17 protein-coding genes and 1 tRNA gene are annotated in these 20269 nt (G+C 67.7%); 12 read left to right on the top strand and 6 right to left on the bottom strand.

Features of this window, described 5'->3' with window-relative positions; genetic code table 11:
* Positions 1–148 precede the first annotated feature (148 nt).
* Positions 149–1618 (top strand): hydroxymethylglutaryl-CoA synthase family protein, encoded by a 1470-nt coding sequence (locus tag SAOR_RS02895; RefSeq protein WP_123630140.1) that lies wholly within the window; start codon positions 149–151, stop codon positions 1616–1618.
* 505 nt (positions 1619–2123) lie between these two features.
* On the opposite strand, the gene SAOR_RS02900 is transcribed toward SAOR_RS02895, so the two are convergent.
* Positions 2124–3164 (bottom strand): NADP(H)-dependent aldo-keto reductase, encoded by a 1041-nt coding sequence (locus SAOR_RS02900; RefSeq protein ID WP_123630141.1) that lies wholly within the window; start codon positions 3162–3164, stop codon positions 2124–2126.
* Between the two features lie 5 nt (positions 3165–3169).
* Positions 3170–4078 (bottom strand): phosphoribulokinase, encoded by a 909-nt coding sequence (locus SAOR_RS02905; RefSeq protein WP_123592358.1) that lies wholly within the window; start codon positions 4076–4078, stop codon positions 3170–3172.
* 270 nt (positions 4079–4348) lie between these two features.
* Here SAOR_RS02905 and dctP point away from each other — a divergent pair, with 270 nt between their 5' ends.
* Positions 4349–5371 carry a TRAP transporter substrate-binding protein DctP gene (gene dctP / locus SAOR_RS02910; protein WP_123630142.1) on the top strand — a complete coding sequence of 341 codons (1023 nt, stop codon included), beginning with the start codon at positions 4349–4351 and terminating at the stop codon, positions 5369–5371.
* Between the two features lie 714 nt (positions 5372–6085).
* Here dctP and SAOR_RS02915 read toward each other — a convergent pair.
* The 4 genes from SAOR_RS02915 to thiS form a co-directional block, all read right to left on the bottom strand.
* On the bottom strand, positions 6086–7369 hold the full coding sequence (locus SAOR_RS02915) for a TRAP transporter large permease (RefSeq protein WP_123630143.1): 1284 nt from the start codon (positions 7367–7369) through the stop codon (positions 6086–6088).
* Positions 7370–7418: 49 nt separating this feature from the next.
* A complete protein-coding gene (locus SAOR_RS02920; protein ID WP_123630144.1) occupies positions 7419–8123 on the bottom strand; it encodes a TRAP transporter small permease in 705 nt (234 codons plus the stop codon).
* 363 nt (positions 8124–8486) lie between these two features.
* The gene (gene trmB, locus SAOR_RS02925; protein WP_123630145.1) at positions 8487–9170 is read right to left on the bottom strand and encodes a tRNA (guanosine(46)-N7)-methyltransferase TrmB; all 684 of its coding nucleotides are present in this window, start codon (positions 9168–9170) and stop codon (positions 8487–8489) included.
* 46 nt (positions 9171–9216) lie between these two features.
* Positions 9217–10215 carry a sulfur carrier protein ThiS gene (thiS, locus tag SAOR_RS02930; RefSeq protein WP_123630146.1) on the bottom strand — a complete coding sequence of 333 codons (999 nt, stop codon included), beginning with the start codon at positions 10213–10215 and terminating at the stop codon, positions 9217–9219.
* 197 nt (positions 10216–10412) lie between these two features.
* On the opposite strand from thiS, the gene SAOR_RS02935 reads away from it, so the two are divergent.
* From SAOR_RS02935 to SAOR_RS02980, 10 genes are all read left to right on the top strand, one after another.
* Entirely contained in the window at positions 10413–12644 is a 2232-nt protein-coding gene (locus SAOR_RS02935) for an AsmA family protein (protein ID WP_185015527.1), read from the top strand.
* 91 nt (positions 12645–12735) lie between these two features.
* Entirely contained in the window at positions 12736–13221 is a 486-nt protein-coding gene (locus tag SAOR_RS02940; protein WP_123630148.1) for an SRPBCC family protein, read from the top strand.
* Positions 13214–14272, top strand: a complete 1059-nt coding sequence (gene mutY, locus SAOR_RS02945) for an A/G-specific adenine glycosylase (RefSeq protein WP_123630149.1) — start codon at positions 13214–13216, stop codon at positions 14270–14272. The genes SAOR_RS02940 and mutY overlap by 8 nt, the downstream gene beginning before the upstream one ends.
* The gene (locus SAOR_RS02950) at positions 14269–14541 is read left to right on the top strand and encodes an oxidative damage protection protein (protein ID WP_123591592.1); all 273 of its coding nucleotides are present in this window, start codon (positions 14269–14271) and stop codon (positions 14539–14541) included. Before mutY ends, SAOR_RS02950 begins: the two co-directional genes overlap by 4 nt.
* Before the next feature lie 80 nt (positions 14542–14621).
* A tRNA-Phe gene (locus SAOR_RS02955) sits at positions 14622–14697 on the top strand.
* A 376-nt stretch (positions 14698–15073) separates the two neighbouring features.
* Positions 15074–15670 (top strand): GNAT family N-acetyltransferase, encoded by a 597-nt coding sequence (locus SAOR_RS02960; RefSeq protein WP_123630150.1) that lies wholly within the window; start codon positions 15074–15076, stop codon positions 15668–15670.
* Between the two features lie 109 nt (positions 15671–15779).
* Entirely contained in the window at positions 15780–16994 is a 1215-nt protein-coding gene (gene proV / locus SAOR_RS02965) for a glycine betaine/L-proline ABC transporter ATP-binding protein ProV (protein ID WP_123630151.1), read from the top strand.
* Positions 16995–17095: 101 nt separating this feature from the next.
* Positions 17096–17938, top strand: a complete 843-nt coding sequence (locus SAOR_RS02970; RefSeq protein ID WP_425472091.1) for an ABC transporter permease — start codon at positions 17096–17098, stop codon at positions 17936–17938.
* A 64-nt stretch (positions 17939–18002) separates the two neighbouring features.
* The gene (locus SAOR_RS02975; protein ID WP_123630153.1) at positions 18003–18884 is read left to right on the top strand and encodes a glycine betaine ABC transporter substrate-binding protein; all 882 of its coding nucleotides are present in this window, start codon (positions 18003–18005) and stop codon (positions 18882–18884) included.
* A gap of 169 nt (positions 18885–19053) precedes the next feature.
* Complete coding sequence (locus SAOR_RS02980) at positions 19054–20247, top strand: MFS transporter (RefSeq protein WP_123630154.1); 1194 nt, start codon at positions 19054–19056, stop codon at positions 20245–20247.
* Positions 20248–20269: the final 22 nt, after the last annotated feature.

Here is a 20269-nt window from a genome sequence, read left to right on the forward strand (position 1 = left end):
GGCTCGGTCGCAGGCCGTGCAGCATACGACAAACCCCGCCATGACGGCAGGGGCGGATCGCGTTACAGGGTGCAGCATTTGCTAGCATGCCCGCCTGAACTGCGCTGCCGGTGTCCGCTGTGTGCCGGCCGAAACCGTGAGTATGTCGATGCCTGGAATCAGTGGACTGGCACTCTATCTGCCGCCGTATCGCGTGCAGCTCGCCGACTGGTGTGACTGGAACGGCCAGCCCTGGGACAAGGTGCGCAACGTCGTCGGCCGCAGCTTTCGCATGCGCGGTCCGGAACAGAGCGTCTACACGCTGGCGGCGAACGCCGTCTGGCGCCTGATCCAGGCCTACGACATCGACCCGCGGGAGATCGGCTATCTGGCCCTGGGCACCGAATCCAGCAGCGACAATTCCGCCGGTGCGGTGATCGTCAAGGGCATGCTCGAGGACGCGCTGGCCGCGCACGGCCGGCCCGCGGTCTCGCGCGAATGCGAGGTGCCGGAGTACAAGCACGCCTGTCTGGGCGGCGTCTACGGCATCAAGGGGGCGCTGCGCTATCTAGCCACCGACGGGGCCGGCCGCAAGGCGATCGTGGTGTGCTCGGACATCGCCGAATACGAGCGCGGTTCCTCCGGCGAGCCCACCCAGGGCGCGGGCGCGGTGGCGATGCTGCTGGAGTCCGAGCCGCGGCTGCTGGCGATCGATCTGGCCGGCAGCGGCAGCGCCTCGGACTATCGCATGGTCGATTTCCGCAAGCCCTTCGCCCGTTTCCGCGATCAGCCGAGCCGCGCCGACGGCCAGATGCAGGATCTGCCGGTGTTCAACGGCCGCTACTCCACCAGCTGCTACATCGACGCCACGCGCCATGCGATGAACGCGCTGCTGGCGCGCCAGTCGACGCGCCACCCGGACTATTTCCATTCGGTCGACGCCGTGTTCATGCACCGGCCGTATCACAAGATGCCGGCCTCGGGCTGGGCGATGGCCTATCTGTTCGCGCTCGCCGACGGCGACGCCCGCGCCCGCGCCGAGCTCGCCGGCTACTGCGCGGACGCCGGCGTGGATGCCGATGCGCTGTTCGCCGAGATCGCCGGCGCGGCGCCGGACATGCGCGATCGCGTGGCGACCGGCCAGAGCGGCGAGGACGCCTTTCCGCTGTCCACCACGCTGCTGCGGCATCTGCGGAGCACGCCGCTCTGGCAGCGGCTGGTCGAGGACAAGCTTTCCCTCGGCAGCGAGATGATGCGCGACCTGGGCAATCTCTATACCGCCGCGCTGCCGGCCTGGCTGGCGGCCGGGTTCGTGCAGGCGCGCGCCGACGACCTCGATCTGGCCGGCCAGCACTGGCTGGCGCTCGGCTACGGCAGCGGTGACGCCGCCGAGGCGCTGCCGATGCATGTGGTCGAGGGCTGGGCCGAGGCCGCCGACCGGATCAATTTCGTCGCTGCGCTGGGTGCGCCGATGGATCTGGACGCCGATCAGTACGCGGTCCTCCACGACGGCGCGCCGGTGGACTTCGAGCCGGTGCCCGCCCGCGACGAGTTCGTGGTCGACCATATCGGCACGATCGACGAGCCGGGCTTTCGTGATACCGGCATCGAGTACTACCGCTACGTCGCCGGCGGTTGAGCGCCGTGGGCTCTGTGGGCCGTTGATGTGTCATCCGAGCGCTGTGCTGATATCCGGACGAGATCGCGTTGGACCGACGGCTAGCCGCCGGCCGCGACAGGCCCCAACCGGAATGTGCCACGCCGCGGGGCGTGAATCGCGGCGCAGCCCGTGGCCCGGTGCGGATCCATCGTGACCGGGCGTTGAAGTGCAGTCAGCCGGGATGAGGCCCCGGCGTTCGCTTCGCCTCGTCTTGCGCCGGAACGGCGCCTGGTCAGGGGCCGGAGTGAAAACGGCAGCAGGTCCTCAGAGGGTATCTGCGCAACAAGCACAATTCGTTTTCGGCGTAACCACACTGTCGAGCGCAGTTCGGATCAACGCGACGCGCCTCATCCGACACGCGGCCCATCGGTGCGATCGCCCGCTGTCGTCGGACACGGTGCATGCACCTGACCCATCAACGCGTGCGATGGGTCCTGCACCGGGTGGCGCTCGATCCCGTGAATACCCGCTCGGGCGCAGGCTCTCAGGGGCAGGGGTTGGGATTGGCGGCGTGGATCGCCTCGATGGCCTCGACCAGTTCGTCCGACAGTTCGATGTCGGCACTGGCGATGTTGGTCGCGAGCTGGTCCATGGTGGTGGCCCCGATGATGTTCGAGGTCAGGAAACTGCGGCTGTTCACGTACGCCAGCGCCATCTGCGCGGGATCGATGCCGTGCCGCCGTGCGAGGGCGACATAGTCGGCCGTCGCCTGCTTGCCGCGGGCGTTTGTGTAGCGCGAGAAGCGCTCCCAGCGCGTCAGCCGGGCGCCTTCCGGGGCGGCGCCGTCCAGATACTTGCCGGTGAGCATGCCGAAGGCCAGCGGCGAGTAGGCCAGCAGGCCGGCGTCCTCGCGCTCGGCGCATTCGGCCAGCCCGATCTCGAAGCTGCGGTTGAGCAGCGAGTAGGGGTTCTGGATCGAAACCACCCGCGGCAGGTTCTCGCTCTCGGCGGCGCGCAGATAGCGCATCAGGCCCCAGGGCGTCTCGTTCGAAAGGCCCACGCAGCGGATCTTGCCCTCGTCGACCAGGCGGCCCAGCTCGCCCAGGGTGTCCTCGATCGGCACCGCGTCGTCGTCGGGCCGGTGGCTGTAGCCCAGCCGGCCGAAGGTGTTGGTGGCGCGGTCCGGCCAGTGCACCTGATAGAGATCGATATAGTCCGTGTGCAGACGCTCGAGGCTGGCTTCCAGCGCCGAACGGATCTGGCTCGGGGTCAGCCGGGTCTCGAAGCCGTCGCGGATCCAGTCCATCTGCGAACGACCGGTGACCTTGCTGGCCAGCACCACGCTGTCGCGCTTGCCGGTCGCGGCCAGCCACGAACCGATGTACTCCTCGGTCCGGCCCTGGGTGTCGGCCTTCGGCGGCACCGGATACATCTCGGCGGCGTCGATGAAGTTCACGCCGTGATCCAGCGCATAGTCGATCTGCGCGTGGGCCTCGTCCTCGGTGTTCTGTTCGCCGAAGGTCATGGTGCCGAGCGCGATGCGGCTGACGTCGATGTCGCTGCGTCCGAGTTTGCGATACTGCATTGGGTTCAGGGGTCTCCGCGTTGCCCGAGATGATCGGCGGTGGCGGCGCGCCGCCGTTCGAGCAGGTGTTCCACTATGGGGCCGATGATGATCTCGGCGGCCATGCGCATCTTCGTGCCCGGCACCACCAGCGTGTTCGGCCGGGACATGAACGAATCCTGGATCATGGTCAGCAGATACGGAAAATCAACCGCCCATCGCTTCGGATCGCGAAAGCGGATCACCACCATCGACTCGTCGTCGTTCGGGATGTCGCGTGCGATGAAGGGGTTGGAGGTGTCGACCAGCGGCACCCGCTGGAAATTGATGTCGGTGCGCGAGAACTGCGGCGTGATGTAGCGGACATAGTCCGGCATCCGACGCAGGATGACCTTGGCCACGTCCTCGGGCGCGTAGCCGCGCTGGTCGGTGTCGCGCCGGATTTTCTGGATCCATTCCAGATTGATGGTCGGGACCATACCCACCATGAAATCCACATGCCGGGCCACGTCGTGCTGGTCGGTGACCACGCCGCCATGCAGGCCCTCGTAGAACAGCACGTCGCTGTCCTCGGGAACGGGCGCCCAGTCGGTGAAGGTGCCGGGCTCCCGGTCGAACTCGGCCGCCTCGATCTCGTCGTGCAGATAGCGTCGGCTCTGGCCGCCGCCGCTGGCGGCGTACTCGGCGAACAGCGTCTCGAGTCGGTCGAAGCGGTTCGCGCCGGGGCCGAAATGGCTGAAATTCTCGCCGCGGATCGTCGCCCGCTCGACGGCCCGGGCCATCTCGCCGCGTTCGTAGGCGTGGAAGGCATCACCGTCGACGAAGGCGGCCTTCATCCGGAGCCGATGAAAGATGTGCTCGAAGGCGACACGCGCGGTCGACGTACCGGCCCCGGAGGAGCCGGTGACCGCGATGATGGGATGTCGAATGGACATGACCGCCAACTGTGACTGCATCGTGCACGCAGCGCAAGGCGCCCGGACCGCCCGATCGGATCGGCCGCGAGATGGCGTCTAAAGGCCGCCGCACCGGGCCGTGACGGGCAGGCGTCGACGCGCGCTGTTTGGCCGGAGCCGAAGATGCCGGCTCGCGCCGTGGGACGGGGCACGCGCGAGCGGCTGGCGTGTGCGGCCAGCTTGACAGGGTCTGCCCGATGCCATGTAGTGACAAGGCACATTTATCGGCTTCCACATCAGGGGGACCATATGAACTTCCGTACCTTTTTAGGCGCAGGCCTCGCGCTCGGGCTGGCCGCGGCGACCACCGTCGCCAGCGCCGAGACCTGGCGCGTCGGCCTCGAGGAGATCGAGGGCAGCGTCCAGTACGAATACGCCAAGGCGTTCAAGGAGCGTATCGAGGAGCAGAGCGACGGTGACATCACCGTGCAGCTGCTGCCCTACGGCGAATGGGGTTCGAGCTATTCCTCGCTCTACGACGCGGTCCAGGGCGGCGCGCTGCAGCTCGGCTTCGGCTCCGGCTTTCTCGGTGGCACCGTGCCGGAAAGCCAGCTGATGAGTCTGAACTTCGTCATGCCGGCGGATCAGCTCGAGACCGCCCAAATGCTCAATTCCGATGCCTTCATGCAGAGCGATGCCTGGCAGCAGTCGTTCCGCGAGCGCAATCTCGTGCCGCTTTCGGCCCTGCCCGAGGGGTATCAGGTGTGGACCGCCAACCGCGAGATCCGCACCCCCGAGGACATGGAAGGGCTCAAGATCCGGGTCATGGACAACAGTCTGCTGCGTTCGACCTATCAGGCCTACGGCGCGTCGCCGATCACCATTGCCTACGGCGAGCTCTACAGCGCCCTGCAGCAGGGTCAGGCCGAAGGCAACATCCAGCCGGTGTTCGCGCACGAGGAAATGGGCTTCTACGAGGTCCAGGACTACATGATCTTCGCCAAGCAGTCGCAGTTCGTGGCGAATTTCATGGGTAACCTCGACTGGTACAAGGGTCTGTCCGACGAGCAGAAGCAGATGGTCAAGGACACGACCGACGAACTGGTTCAGGTCGGTCACGACATCCAGACCAAGTTCAACGACGAGCGCCTGGACACCATCAAGGAGAAGGGCGACATCCAGATCATCGAACTCAGCGAGGACGAGCGCGCCAAGTTCCGTGAGCTGGCCAAGCCGGTCCGCCAGACGTTCATCGACGATGTCGGCGAACGCGGCAAGAAGGCGCTCGATATCGTGCTCGAGCAGACCGGCAAGTCGGGCGACGCCGACTAGGAGCCGTTCCGACTCGAACGGTGACGACCGGCCGGGCGGATGCGATCCATCCGCCCGGCCGCAGGCCCGGGGGCGTGGCGGAGAGTTTTGCCGCACCCCGGGCTTTTTTGTGTCCGGAGCCGGGGCCCTGCGCGGGCGTCCCGGCCAGGGCTTGTCAACATTTCCTGCGAACGCCGCGTTGGAGACCGCACATCGTGTCCGGCAAGGCGCGCGCCGCCGGCTCTGGGCGTGCCACGACCGAGGCTCGCAACGCCGCTGGACGCCTATAGTCGATCTTTCACGGGTGGCCCCAATCTTCGGGCCAAGCGCTGTTGTGCGGCAATCCAGCGTTGTCGCACGCTGGTGCAGAATGAGTGCACGGCGCGTACTACGCCTCGTCTTGCCGCACAACAGCGGTTGGTACGGGCTCGCATGAAGTGTTAACAGGCCTAGCAATGTGGCCCGGTCTTCGTCTTGGCCGGCCGTGCGGTCCTCGGACTGGGGTAGGGGTCGTCGTGCCTTGCCCGCCGCTGCGCCGGTCGGCCTACGAAGGCGCCGGAGCCGGACGCTCCGTGAGCGGCCGTCGCGGTGGCCATGACCAGGACCGCCCGCCAGGGCTGTCGCAGCGAGTCGGCCGATGCATCGTCGATGCCCCCCCCCCTTCCACTGCATCTCGTCGGATGCATCAGCCGCGCGCTCTCGGCCCCCCGCTGGCCCGCGATTTCCCCCTTGCTGCTATTGCCCGCCGAGGGATGGCAGGAACAGCGAGATCTGCGGGAACAGGATCAGGATGAACGTCGCCAGCAGCAGAATGGCGATGAACGGCGGGGTGCCGCGAATGACGTCCATGTAGGGGCGTCGGAACACCGCGATGGCGGTGAAGATGTCACAGCCGAACGGCGGTGTCGCCGAGCCGATCGCTGCCTGCAGCGTCACGATCACGCCGACATGGACCGGATCCAGACCCGCGGACTGGACCAGCGGCTTGAAGATCGGCACGAGAATGAGGATGACCACGATCGGGTCGACGAACATGCAGCCGACGAAGAATGCCGCCGCAATCAGAAGCAGGGCGAGGATCTGATTGTCGCCGATGTGCTCGATCGCCGGGCCGAGGATCTGGTCGGGTACGCCCGCGGTTCCAAGCGCCTGTGAAAACGCCGCGCCGACCGCGACCAGGATGAACACGACCGCGGTGATCATGCCCGTCGACAGCGCGAGCGGACCGAGATCGCGGACCCGGACCTGTCGGTAGATCACGACCTCGAGGAGCAGCGCATAGGCCACGGCGACCGCGGAAGCCTCGACCGCGCTGAAGTAGCCGCCGTAGATGCCGCCGACCACCAGAACCGGAAAGCCCAACGGCAGAATGGTCTTGCGAAAGGCCGTCAGCCGCTCGCTCCAGCTCGCGGGCTGTTCCGGTTCGATACCCTTGATGCGCGCGCCGATATAACAGTAGAGCGCGAACATCAGCAGGATCAGCAGGCCGGGCAGTATGCCGGCGAGAAACAGATCGCCGATCGAGGTCTTCATGACCACGCCGTAGACGATGAAGCCGATGCTGGGCGGAATCAGCAGGGCGATGTCGGAGGCGTTGATGATCAGCGCCAGCGCGAAGCTGTCGGGATACCCCTTGGCGAGCAGGCGCGGCCGCATCGGCCCGCCCATGGCGACCACGGTGGCCTGGGTCGAGCCCGAGACCGCGCCGAACAGCGCGCAGGAGGCCGCGGTGGTTATCGGCAGGCCGCCGCGCATGTGGCGCGTGAAGGCGTCCACCAGATCCAGCAGTCGGTTGGCGGTGTGGCCCTTGGTGAGGATGTCGGCGGCGAATATGAACATCGGCACCGCAGCCAGCACCCAGCTGCCCACGCCGCTGATCATCCAGCTCACCGCCTGGTCGGGGCCGAAGAAGGTCATGCCGGTGAACATCATGTAGAGCGCGCCGACGGCCAGCGGCACCATCATCGGGAACCCGAGCAGCAGCAGCACCAGCATGACCAGCCCCAATCCGATCAGCATCCCCGTCTCCCGTTGTGCGCCATGGTCTCGTTTTCCGGCATGAGTGGCTTCATCCGTTCGACTGGTCGCCCGCAGCCGGACGGCCGCTGTCGTCGAGCGGCACGTCCGAGTACGTCTCCTTCTCGGTGAACGAACGATAGATATCGTCGCTGACCAGATTGCGTATCGTCGTCAGTACGTATTGGATGCCGGCCAGGCTGAAGCCGATCGGCAGGGCCATATTGACGGTCCAGTACGGTATGCCCAGCGCGGCGCTGGTGCGACCGCGGTCATACAGCGTCATGACGTATTCGCTGGACTTGAACGCGAAATAGAACATCAGCGCCGCCGTGCCGAGGCTGATGACGACCAGCAGGGCCTTGCGGAGTCCGCCGCTGAGCTGATCGTAGATGGCCGACATGCTGATATGGCGGGCACAGCGGGCGGCATAGCCCACGCCTACGAAGGTCATCACCACGATCAGCATTTCCGTCACCTCGTAGGTGCCGGGAATGCCGCTCGGAATCATCGCATTGACGTGTGTCAGCCAGCCCAGGCCGGGGTAGGCCTCGATCTCGGTCAGTCCTGTGGACAGGAGGTTGCTCACCACGTGCAGGCTCATCAGCAGCGCCATCGCCAGCACGCTGCCGGCGACTACGATGCGTTCGAGCCAGTCGAGTGCTCTGTCGACGGCGTTGAGTACCGACAGGACGGGGCCGTGCCCGTCCGCGGCCTCGCCTGAAGTCGCCGAATCCGCATTGTCCGTTTCTGCCATGTGTCGTTCGCCTCGTGCGATGGCGGCGATCGCCGATCGTGTTCGCCGATCGCGCGTCATCCCCGTTCCGTTGTCCCTCGACCGACTCTTTCCGACGGTACATCCATTGCATCGGCCTTGCCACTCGCCTTTAGGCGCGGCTGCGCGCCGCATGCCGTGGTGCCCGACGCCGTGAAATCGGAAGCCGAGGCGTGTCCTGCAAGAGCGGTGCCAGCCGGTCGGCGCGTGAGCCGCAGACGCGACCCGGTATGGCGGTGGGCGTGGCGAAGGATCAGGCGCGTTGCCGCGGCGGCACCGGCCGGCCGGGTATCGGCGATGACGACTTGTGTGCCGGACGTGCGCGACGAGCGCTCGTCGTCGGTCCTATTCCCGGCGACGATAGGCCATGTCGAAGACGGCGTGGCCCTTGCGGCGGCCGCGGGATTCGAACCGCGTGCCGGTGCGCGGTGGCGCGCTGACGTAGCCGTCGGCGTCGCCCGCGTTCGAGAACGACGGGTGCGCATCGAGAACGTCGCGCATGTGTTCGGCGTAGTCGTGCCAGTCGGTCGCCAGGCGCCAGAGGCCGCCGGGACGCAGCACCCGCGCGACCTCGTCCGCGAATCCGGGCTGGACGATGCGGCGCTTGTGGTGGCGCTTCTTGGGCCAAGGGTCGGGGAAATAGAGCAGCACGTGATCCAGGCTGGCCGGGCCGAAGGCGGCGGCGAGGACATCGACGGCATCGGCCGCGAACACGCGGGCGTTGGTCGCGCCCGCGGCGTCGAGCGCGCCGAGCAGCCGGCCGACGCCGGTCAGATAGACCTCGACGCCGATGAAGTCTTCGTCGGGGCGTGCGATCGCCAGAGCGGCGAGCACCTCGCCGGCACCGAAGCCGATCTCCAGTGTGCGCGTCGCCGACCGGCCGAACACGGCGTCCCAGTCGAGCGGTGCGGCCGGCAGCGCGAGCCCGTAGTGTGGCCACAGGGCGTCGAGGTTGCGCTGCTGTCCGGGGGTCAGGCGCCCCTCGCGACGGACGAAGCTGCGGATACGGCGATGCGGCGTCGTGTTCACGTGCTGGTTCCCGTGACGCGGTGGCGGCGCGTGCGCCGCGGGGCGCTCAGAAGGGCAGGTCGGACATCGGCGAGGAGGCCGAGGCATAGCGGCGCCGCGGCATGCGCCCGGCCAGGAAGGCCTGGCGGCCGGCGATCACGGCGTGGCGCATGGCCTGGGCCATCAGGATCGGCTTGTTCGCATGCGCGATGGCCGAGTTCATGAGCACGCCGTCGCAGCCCATCTCCATGGCGATGGACGCGTCCGAGGCCGTGCCCACGCCGGCATCGACGAGCACCGGCACGTTGGCGTTCTCCACGATCTCGATGACGTTGTAGCGGTTCTGGATGCCCAGCCCCGAGCCGATCGGCCCGGCCAGCGGCATGATCGCCACACAGCCGATATCCTCCAGCCGGCGGGCCGCGATCGGGTCGTCGCTGGTATATACCATGACCTCGAAGCCGTCCTCGACCAACTGCCGCGCGGCGGTCAGTGTCTCCGGCATGTCCGGATAGAGCGTCTTCTCGTCGCCCAGCACCTCGAGTTTGACGAGGTTGTGGCCGTCGAGCAGCTCGCGCGCCATGCGGCAGGTGCGCACCGCCTCGTCGGCGCTGTAGCAGCCGGCGGTATTGGGCAGCAGCGTGTACTTCTCCGGCGGGATCACGTCCAGCAGATTGCGCTTTGCCGCGGCCTCCGGATCGGACAGCGCGGGCGTGCGCCGGATCGCCAGCGTGACGATCTCCGCGCCGGAGGCGGTGATCGCGGCTTCGGCCTGATCGAGATCAGCGTACTTGCCGGTGCCGACCAGCAGCCGCGATTCGAACCGGCGCCCGGCGATCGTCAGGCTGTCGGCCTCCGACATCGCCTGGCCGCCGCCGATGGCGTGCACGATCTCGAGGCGGTCGCCCGGGTCGACCACGGTCTGCGGGTATTCCTGGCGCGGGACGATGTCGCCGTTGCGCTCGACCGCGACGCGGCGCGCGCCGTAGCCCAGCGTATCGAGCAGCTGTTCGATCGTCGTGCCCTTGTCGCACGCTTGCGATTCGCCGTTGACTTCGATCTGCATGGCGTTGGGTCGGGCCGAGTGCGGACCGACTTGGCTGTGGGGATAAGCGGGCTAGAATAACGCGCGTCGGCCAGGCGCGTACAAGAACGCCCGCGCCGGCCGGTCGCGCGATGGAACCCGCAGCGGCCGTGGTTGTCTTCTCGTCCGGGTGCGGCATGGCCGCAGCCCGCCTCCACACCGTCCACGATGTCCCGCACATGAAACGTGTTGCCAAAATCCTGCTCGGTGTCCTCGGCGTACTGATCCTGCTGATCGTGGCCGCGGCCATCGCGTTGCCCCTGCTCGTCGACCCGAACGACTACAAACCGCAGATCAATGCCGCGATCGAGGATCAGATCGGCCGCGAGGTCGACATCAGCGGCGATATCGGTCTGTCGGTGTTTCCGTGGCTGGGAGTCGAGCTCGGGCGCGTTTCCGTGGCCAACGCCGACGGGTTTGGCGACGAGCCGATGGCGACGATGGAAGCCGCCGAGATCAGCGTCAAACTGCTGCCCCTGCTGTCGCGCGAGATCGAGGTGGGCACCGTTGGCCTGCAGGGGCTGAATCTGCGGCTGGCGCGCAACGCCGACGGCCGCACCAACTGGGCCAGCATCAGCGAGCATCTGACGCGGAATCAGGCCGAATCGGGCAACGGCGAATCGCCGGCCGAAAGCGAGCCGAAGAACGATCCCGCGCCGGACGACGGCGGTTTCTCGCTATCGTCGCTGCAGATCGGCGCCATCGACATCCGCGATGCCGCGGTCTCCTGGCGCGACGCCACGACCGGGACCGATTACCGCGCCTCGGGCGTCAAGCTCGTGACCGGCCGCCTGACCGACGGCGAGCCGGTGCGGCTGGAATTCGGCGGCGATTTCGAGGCGCCGGAGGCCGCCCTTGCCGGCGAAGTCAACCTGGTCGCCCAGGTCGAGCCCAGCATCGTGGACCAGTTCTACCGGTTTTCCGATCTGAGTCTGAACGTGATCGCCTCCGGCGAGGCGGTGCCGGCCGGCCGCCAGCAGGCCAGCCTCACCGGCGCCGGCGAGTTCGACCTGGACGCCGGACGCTTCAAGCTGTCGAACATGGCCCTGCAGGCCGCGGGGCTGAACGTCAACGCGAACGCCGACGGCAGCGATCTGGGCACCGATGCAGCCGCCTACTCGGGCCGAGTCACGGTCAAGGAGTTCAACCCGCGCGCCGTCATGCGCGAGCTCGAGATCGAGCCGCCGGCCACGCAGCGCGACGCGGCGCTGTCAACGGCCGGTTTCGACGCGCAGTTCGATGCCGGCAATGACCACGTGCAGTTCAAGCAGATCCTCGCCACGCTGGACGACAGCTCGGTGAAGGGCTCGGCCCGGGTCGAGGACTTCGCGCAGCCGGCGATCGGCTTCGATCTGAGTCTCGACGAGCTCAACGTGGACGACTATCTGCCGCCCGGCAGCGCCGAGCAGGCCAAGAACGAGGCGCCGGCCGAGACCGGCGGCGGCGCGGAGCAGAAGGCCGCCGAGATTGACCTGTCGATGCTGGAGGATCTGCGCCTGGACGGCAAACTGTCCGCCGATTCGCTGACCGCGGCCAATATTCACGTCACCAACGCCGATCTGGCGGTGCGCGCCCGTGACGGCGTGCTCACCATCGAGCCGCTCACGGCCGAGCTCTACGAGGGCAATGTCCGCGTGACTGCCACGGTCGACGCCTCGCGCGAGACGCCGCGCTACAGCCTGGCCGGCAACCTCAACGGGCTGCGATTCGCGCCGCTGCTCGCCGACGTCGCGGGTACCGAGCGGGTCGACGCGCTCGCGAACATGAGCCTCGATCTGACCACGTCCGGCCGCCAGGTCGCCGCGATGAAGCGGGCGCTCGACGGCAGTCTCGGCTTCGATCTGCGCGACGGCGCCTTCAACGGCTTCAACCTCGCCGATCTGATCGCCGCGGCGCGCAGTCGCCTCGGCGGCGACGATGCCGGCGAGGCTTCTACGGCACTCGGCGACGACAAGCGCACGCCGTTCAGTCGTTTCGCGGGCCAGTTCAACGTCACCGACGGGGTGCTGGCGGGCAAGGACCTGAATCTGACCACCCGCCTCCTCAACGCCACCGGTGCGGGCAGCTACGATCTGGCCGACAACGCCCTGGACTACACGGTCAACGCCCGGGTCCCGGAAGACGCCGACGGCACGCTCGAGCGGCTCGCGGGCGTGACCGTGCCGATCCGGCTGAGCGGCAATCTGCTGTCGCCGGATTATCGTCTCGATGTGGCCGGTGCGCTCAAGGGCGTGGCCGAAAAGCGGCTGAGCGAGGAGAAGTCGAAACTCGCCGACAAGGTGCGCGAAAAGATCGAGGAACGCACCGGTGGCGACGAGGAGCTCGGCGGCCGCCTGCAGCGCGGCATCGAAAGCCTGTTCGGCGGCGGGGACGAACGGGAGGGCGACGATTCGCAGGACGAGTCGCGCTAGCGGCGGATACGCGCGCGGCGTCGCCGGGGCGGCTGCGGCGATCGCGCTGTGGTGCCTGGCGCCGTCCGCGGTCGCCGCGAGCGTGCAGCGCATGGACGTGACGCGCGATGCCGGCCGCTACGCGGTCGATGCCGTGATCATGCTGAATGTCCCGCCGGGGATCGCGTTCCGGGCCGCGACCGACTACGAGCGCCTGCCTGAATTCAACCCCAGCATCGAGCGCAGCGAGCGCCTCGGCGACGATCGCCTGCGTTCCGACGTGCGCTTGTGCGTGGCGTTCTTCTGCCGGACGATCGAGCAGGTGATGACCTATCGGGAGCGCGCGCCGACGCGCATCGACATGCAGGTGGTGCCCGATGCGGGCGATCTCGAGACCGGACACGCCGCCTGGCGGTTCGAGGCCGCCGAGGCGGGCACGTGGATGGCGTTCCGGGCCGAGATCGAGCCCGCCTTCTGGGTGCCGCCGGTGATCGGGCCGTATCTGATCTCACGCGAACTTCGTGCCCAGGCGCGGACGACGGCCGAGGCCATCGAGCGGCTGGGCGCCGATTACCAGGCCGGGGCCGGCGATGACTGACGACGCGCCGGAGCACATCGCCGACGAACTCCTGGCCTGGTTCGACCGGCACGGGCGGCACGATCTGCCCTGGCAGCATCCGCGCACGGCCTATCGGGTGTGGGTGGCCGAGATCATGCTGCAGCAGACCCAGGTCGCCACCGTCATCGACTACTTCAACGCCTTCATGGCCCGGTTTCCAGACGTCCACGCGCTGGCGGCCGCGGAGGCCGACGACGTCATGGCCCACTGGGCCGGGCTCGGTTACTACGCCCGGGCGCGCAATCTGCATGCGGCGGCGCGTCGTCTCGTGGCCGAGTACGACGGTCGTTTTCCGCGCAGCGTCGAATCGCTCATGGCGCTGCCCGGCATCGGCCGCTCCACTGCCGGGGCCATCGTCGCCCAGGCGTTCGGCGTCTGGGCGCCCATCCTCGACGGCAACGCCAAGCGGGTGATCGCGCGTCTGGCCGCCATCGAGGCCACACCCGGCACGGCCGCCTACGACAAGCCGTTGTGGCGCCTGGCCGAGCGCTATACGCCGGAGACGCGGATCACCGACTACACCCAGGCCATCATGGATCTGGGGGCGACGCTGTGCACCCGGCGCAATCCCCAGTGCGCGGCCTGCCCGCTGGCCGATCGCTGTCTGTCGTACCGACGCAGCCTGCAGCATCGCATCCCGGCGCCGCGCCGACGCAGCGCCCGGGCCCAGCGCGAGACGACGATGCTGGTCGTGGCCGACGAGGCGGGCCGCGTCCTGCTGGAGAAACGCCCGCCGGCCGGCATCTGGGGCGGCCTCTGGAGCCTGCCGGAAAAGCCCGCCGAGCGGGATCTCCACGCGTTCTGCCGCGAGCGCTTCGGTATCGAAGTCCGCGACGCCGGGGCGCTCGAGCCGATGCGACACGCCTTCACGCATTTCGAACTGCTCATCCACGCGCGGCGTGTGCAGCTGCGGGGCACGGCCCGTATCATGGAAGGCGAATTCGAATGGTTTGCGCGCGATGCGCGACCGGGGCTGCCGGCTCCGGTCGCGCGTCTCCTCGATGCGCCCCAACAGACACTGAATCTATGAGCCACACCGTCCACTGCGTCAAACTCGACAAGGAAGCCGAAGGCCTGCCGCGGCCGCCGCTGCCGGGCGATCTCGGCCAGCGCATCTACGACAATGTCTCGATGGAGGCCTGGCAGCAGTGGCTGGCCGAGCAGACACGCCTGATCAACGAATACGGCCTGCATCTGGCCGACCCCAAGGCGCGCGAATTCCTCACCGAGCAGACCGAGGAATACTTCTTCGGCAGCGGTCAGACCGCAGAGACGCACTACGTGCCGCCGGAACAGTAGGCCTGGCGCCGGGGCCGGCGGTTGACGCCGCCGGCCGCGCCCGGTTTAATACGCGCTCCTCGCGATCGATGTCTCGATCCGGCCGGATAGCTCAGTTGGTAGAGCATACGACTGAAAATCGTAGTGTCGGTGGTTCGATTCCACCTCCGGCCACCATTCTTTCCCGCCCGTAGCGGATCGGCTCCGCAAGCGCCGGAGGCCGGTTGGTCTCGTGCTGCGATCGGCGGTGTCGATTCTTCCGAGACCTCCTGCCCAGGCCGTCGCCGCTCTTGGCGCCAGGTGTCGGACTGCCGTCGGTCGCCTCGGCTTTGCCTGCAGCCGACCGGCTGAAACATGCCGTCGCCGGGGCGTCATCTGCCGTGCGCCGGCGCGTGTTGCACCATCGCGGCGCATTGTCTCTGGGGCGGGTGTGCAGATTCGCAATTCGTGGCGGGCGACGGCGCGGCCGGCCGTCGGCGCCCGGAACGGTCGCTTGCCGAGCGGGCCGTGCGAACGCTCTAATGGGCGCGGTCGATGCACGAACGGAGGGCGCATGGCGGCATTGGAGTTTCTGCGGCGGTCGGGCGACGAGATCGCGCCGTATGTCGATGATCTGGCCGCGCTTCGAATTCGCGTGTTCCGCGATTTCCCTTATCTCTACGACGGCGATGTGGGTTACGAACGGGACTATCTGGCGACCTATGTGAACGCGCCGCGTTCGCTCGCGTTCATGGTCTATGACGGCGCCGCCCTCGTCGGGGCCACGACCGCGCTGCCGCTGGCCGACGAGGAACCGGCGTTCCGGCAGCCGCTGGCCGATGCCGGCTTTGACGTGGCCCGAGTGTTCTATTTCGGCGAGTCCCTGCTGCTGTCGGGGTATCGCGGACGGGGACTCGGGCATCGCTTCTTCGACGAGCGCGAGGCCTGGGCCCGAACCGTCGGCGGCTTCGATCATGCCTGTTTCTGCGCAGTTCAGCGCCCGGTCGATCACCCGCTGCGGCCGACCGACTATCAGCCGCTGGATCCCTTCTGGCGTCGGCGTGGCTACACCCGGCGCGATGACATCACCGCGGTGTATCGCTGGCAGGACGTGGATTGTGCGGCGGAGACCGAGAAACGGCTGACGTTCTGGGTGCGCGCGCTCGATTGAGCGGATCGGTGCGCATCGCGCGGCCCTCGCGGGACCGGGATGCGACATCGGCATGAAACCTGCGTTAGGGTAGAGGCAGTTTTCGCGTCCGGCGTCACGGGGGGCCCGGTTGAGCACCAAACTTTCGGTCGAGCACGTATACAAGGTCTTCGGCGCGCATCCCAAGCGCGCGTTGGAGCGCATCGAACGCGGTGAAGGCAAGGACGCGATCTTTGCCGAGACCGGCATGACGGTCGGTGTCTCCGATGCCAGTTTCGAGGTCCAGGAGGGCGAGATCTTCGTCGTCATGGGGCTGTCCGGATCCGGCAAGTCGACGCTGGTCCGCATGCTCAACCGGCTGATCGAGCCCACCGCTGGCGCGATCCGCATCGACGGCCGCGACATCACGCGGATGACCCGTCGTGAGCTGATCGAGCTGCGCCGCCGCGAAATCAGCATGGTCTTCCAGTCGTTCGCGCTGATGCCGCATCAGACCGTGCTCGAGAACACCGCCTTCGGGCTCAACGTGGCCGGCACCTCGAGCAGCGAGCGCGAGAAGCGGGCGCTCGACGCGCTGGATGCGGTCGGGCTCAAGGCCAACGCCGACAGTTTCCCGGACGAGCTCTCCGGCGGCATGAAACAGCGCGTCGGGCTCGCCCGGGCGCTGGCCGTCGACCCCGGCATCCTGCTCATGGACGAGGCGTTTTCCGCACTCGATCCGCTCATCCGCACCGAGATGCAGGACGAGCTGCTGCGGCTGCAGGCCGAGCAGTCGCGCACGGTGGTCTTCATCACCCATGATCTCGACGAGGCCATGCGCGTGGGCGATCGCATCGCGATCATGGAGGCCGGCGAAGTGGTGCAGGTGGGCACGCCCGAGGAAATCGTGCGCGAGCCGGCCAACGACTACGTGCGGTCGTTCTTCCGCGGCGTCGACGTCACTCATGTCTTCACCGCAGCCGACATCGCTCGACGCGACCAGATCACGGTCATCGAGCGCGTCGGCGTGAGCCTGCGTGCCGCCCTGTCGCGGCTGCAGGAACACGATCGCCCGGTCGCGGTCGTCCATGATCGTGAGCGCCGCTACCAGGGCATGGTGAGCGTGGAGTCGCTCACCGAGCGCATCGACGCGCTCGGGCGGCGCGAAGAGGGCGCCATTGAGGAGGCGTTCGTGCCCGGCGTCGAGCCCGTGGCCGCCGACAGACCGCTGACCGAGATCATGACGCAGGTCGCCGAATGCCCCTGGCCGGTGCCGGTGGTCGATGAACACGGCCGTTATCGCGGCACGATCTCGCGCGCAACCCTGCTCCATACCCTGAATCGCACGGAGGCGAGCGCGGCATGATCGGATTCTCCGCGGATACCGCGTCCTTCTGGCAGTCGCTGCAGGAACGATTCGTGATCGACCTGAAGATCGGCGAGGGCTTCACAGCGCTCGTCGACTTCATGCGCGAGCATTTCGGTCTGCTGTTCGACGCCATCGCGGCGACGATCAGCTTCGTCGCCGATAACCTGACCATATTCTTCAATTTCCTGCCCGCACCGCTCGTTTTCGGGCTGTTGGCCGTACTCGCGCTCTGGCGCGTCGGCTGGCGGTTCGCGCTGTTCGTGCTGGTCGCGCTCTATGTGGTCATGAGCATGGGGCTCTGGCCGGAGTCCATGGACACGCTCGGCCTGGTGATCGCGGCCACGCTCGCCGCACTCGGCGTCGGCCTGCCGACCGGCATCGCAATGGCCAAGAGCGATATGCTGCAGGCGATCGTGCGCCCCGTGCTCGACTTCATGCAGACGCTGCCGGCTTTCGTCTATCTCATTCCGGCCGTGATCTTTTTCGGCACCGGGCGCGTGCCGGGCACGATCGCGACCGTGGTCTTCGCCATGCCGCCGTGCGTCCGGCTGATGAATCTGGGCATTCGTCAGGTTCCGGTCGAGAACGTCGAGGCCGGCCGCGCGTTCGGTTGCAACGGTGCCCAGCTGCTGTTCAAGGTTGAGCTGCCGCTGGCGCTGCCCTCGATCATGGCCGGGATCAACCAAACCATCATGCTGGCGCTGTCCATGGTGGTCATCGCCTCGATGATCGGGGCCGGCGGACTGGGCGATCCTGTGCTGGCCGGCATTCAGCAGCTGCGTCTGGGCATCGGCTTCGAAGGCGGGCTCGGTGTGGTCATCCTGGCGATCATCCTTGATCGCCTGACCCAGAGTTTCGGCCAGCGCAACAAGCGCGGCGCCGGTCTTCTGACGCGGCTCAAGACGTTTTTCTCGCGGAACGGCAAGGCCGACGCGACCTAGTCCGCGCCGGCCGCGAGCGCGGCCGGCCGTGACATCCCGAGGTACATTCGAAGAGGGACTCACCATGAAACATCGCATGACGCACTGGGCCGGCACCGCCGCGATGGCGGTCGGCCTGGCCTTCGGTTCGCTGGGCACCGCCCAGGCCGCCGACGACACCATCGAATTCGGCTGGACTGCGTGGTCCGACGCCGAGTTCGTGACCAAGCTCGCCAAGCAGGTCATCGAGGAGCGCACCGATTACACGATCGAGCTCAAGATGGCCGCCATCGGCGTCCAGTACCAGGGCGTGGCCAACGGCGACCTCGACGGCATGCTCATGGCGTGGCTGCCCAAGACGCACGCCGACTACTGGGAGCGTTTCAAGGACGACGTCGAGAACCTGGGGCCGCTGTACGAGGGGGCCCAGCTGGGTTGGGTCGTGCCGGATTACGTGCCCGAGGACAAGCTCTCCTCGATCGAGGACCTCAAGGACGAAGAGGTCATCGACAAGCTCGGCGGCAAGATCCAGGGCATCGATCCGGGTGCCGGCCTGATGCAGGCCTCCGAGGATACGATGGAAGGCTACGGCCTCAACGACGACTACAACCTGGTCTCGGCCAGCGGCGCGGCGATGACCGCCGCACTCGAGCGCGCCGTCGAGAACGAGGAGTGGATCGTGGTCACGGGCTGGACGCCGCACTGGATGTTCGGCCGCTGGGACCTGCGCTTCCTGGACGATCCGGAAGGCACCCTCGGTGGCAAGGAGCACATCGACGCGATCGTGCGTAAGGGCTTCGCCGACGACTATCCGGAAGTCGCGTCGTTCCTCGAGAACATGGACATTCCGCTCGAGGACCTGCAGGCGGCGATGTACGACGCCCAGGAGACGAGCTACGAGGAGGCCATCGACAAGTTCGTCGAGGACAATCAGGACATGATCGACGAGTGGTTCGCCGACAGCTGATCCGCGCCTCGCGACTCGAAGCAGCGAACGGGCCCGGCTTATGCCGGGCCTTTTTCGTGGGCGGGACAGCGGTTCATGTGCATGATGAAACGGTGTTAGGCTGCGCTGGTTTCGTGTCCCCCGCCGGCGTGCGCCGTCGCCATGCGCCGGGTCTTCACCGTGGATCTGCATGTCGGAGTCGAATCGTACCCTGCTGATGTGCGTCGCCGTTGCGGCGGCGTTCGCGATCAACATGATGGGCACCACGCTGCCCACGCCCCTCTACCCGATCTGGCAGGAACGGCTGGGCTTCTCCCAGCTGACGATCACCGTCATCTTCGCCGCCTATGCGGTCGGCGTGATCGCGGCACTGGTGATCGGTGGCAGCTGGTCGGACCAGCTCGGCCGCCGGCCGATGCTGTTTGCGGGCCTCGGATTCTCCGCGGCGAGCGCCTGCATATTCCTGATCGGCGACGATCTCGGTCTGCTGCTTCTGGGGCGCGTGCTGTCCGGGGTGTCGGCGGGCATCTTCACCGGCACGGCGACCGCCGCCGTGGTCGAACTGGCGCCGCCGGCCTGGGCGGCGGCGGCGACCCTGGTGGCGACCGCCGCAAACATGGGTGGGCTCGGCCTCGGACCGTTGGTCGCCGGTGCCCTTGCCGAGTATCTGCCGTGGCCGGCGCATCTGTGCTTCGTGCTGGATCTGGTGCTCATCGCGCTGGCCGCGTTCGCGGTCTGGTGTGCGCCCGAGCGCGTGCAGCGTCCGGCCCGGCCGCGACTTCGGCTGCAGCCGCTGCGGGTGCCGGCGTCGGTGCGGCCGGTGTTCGTGCCGGCGGCCATCGCCGGCTTTGCGGGTTTCGCTGTGCTGGGGCTGTTCACGGCGGTGGCGCCGGCGTTCATGGGCGAGGTCCTCGGCCACCACAATCGGGCCCTGACCGGTGCCGTTGTCTTTCTGCTGTTCGTCGCGTCCACGGTGGGCCAGGCCGGGCAGTCGCGGCTGCCCGAGAGCCGGCGCCTGCCGCTGGGCTGCGGGCTGTTGATGGCGGGCATCGTGCTCGTGGCGGCCGCCATCCTGGCGGCATCGCTGGCGCTCATGATTGCCGGTGCGCTGATCGCCGGCGTCGGTCAGGGCGTCGCGTTCCGGGCCGGCCTGGGGGCGGTCACCGCGGCCAGCCCGGCGGAGCGTCGCGGCGAGGTGGCCTCGACGTTCTTCGTCGTCGCCTATGTCGCGATCTCGATCCCGGTGGTGGGGGTCGGTCTGGCCGCGGATGTCTTCGGTCTGCCTGCCGCCGGCGTGGCGTTCTCGATCGGCGTGGCGCTGCTGGCCCTGGCCGCGCTCGTGAGCCTGTCGCGGCGCGCCCGCGCGGCGGGGCCCGCGGTATAGGGCTTGTTAACACGTCATGCGA

This window comes from Salinisphaera orenii subsp. orenii MK-B5 (genome assembly GCF_003788635.1).
GTDB classification, from domain to species: Bacteria; Pseudomonadota; Gammaproteobacteria; order Nevskiales; family Salinisphaeraceae; genus Salinisphaera; species Salinisphaera orenii.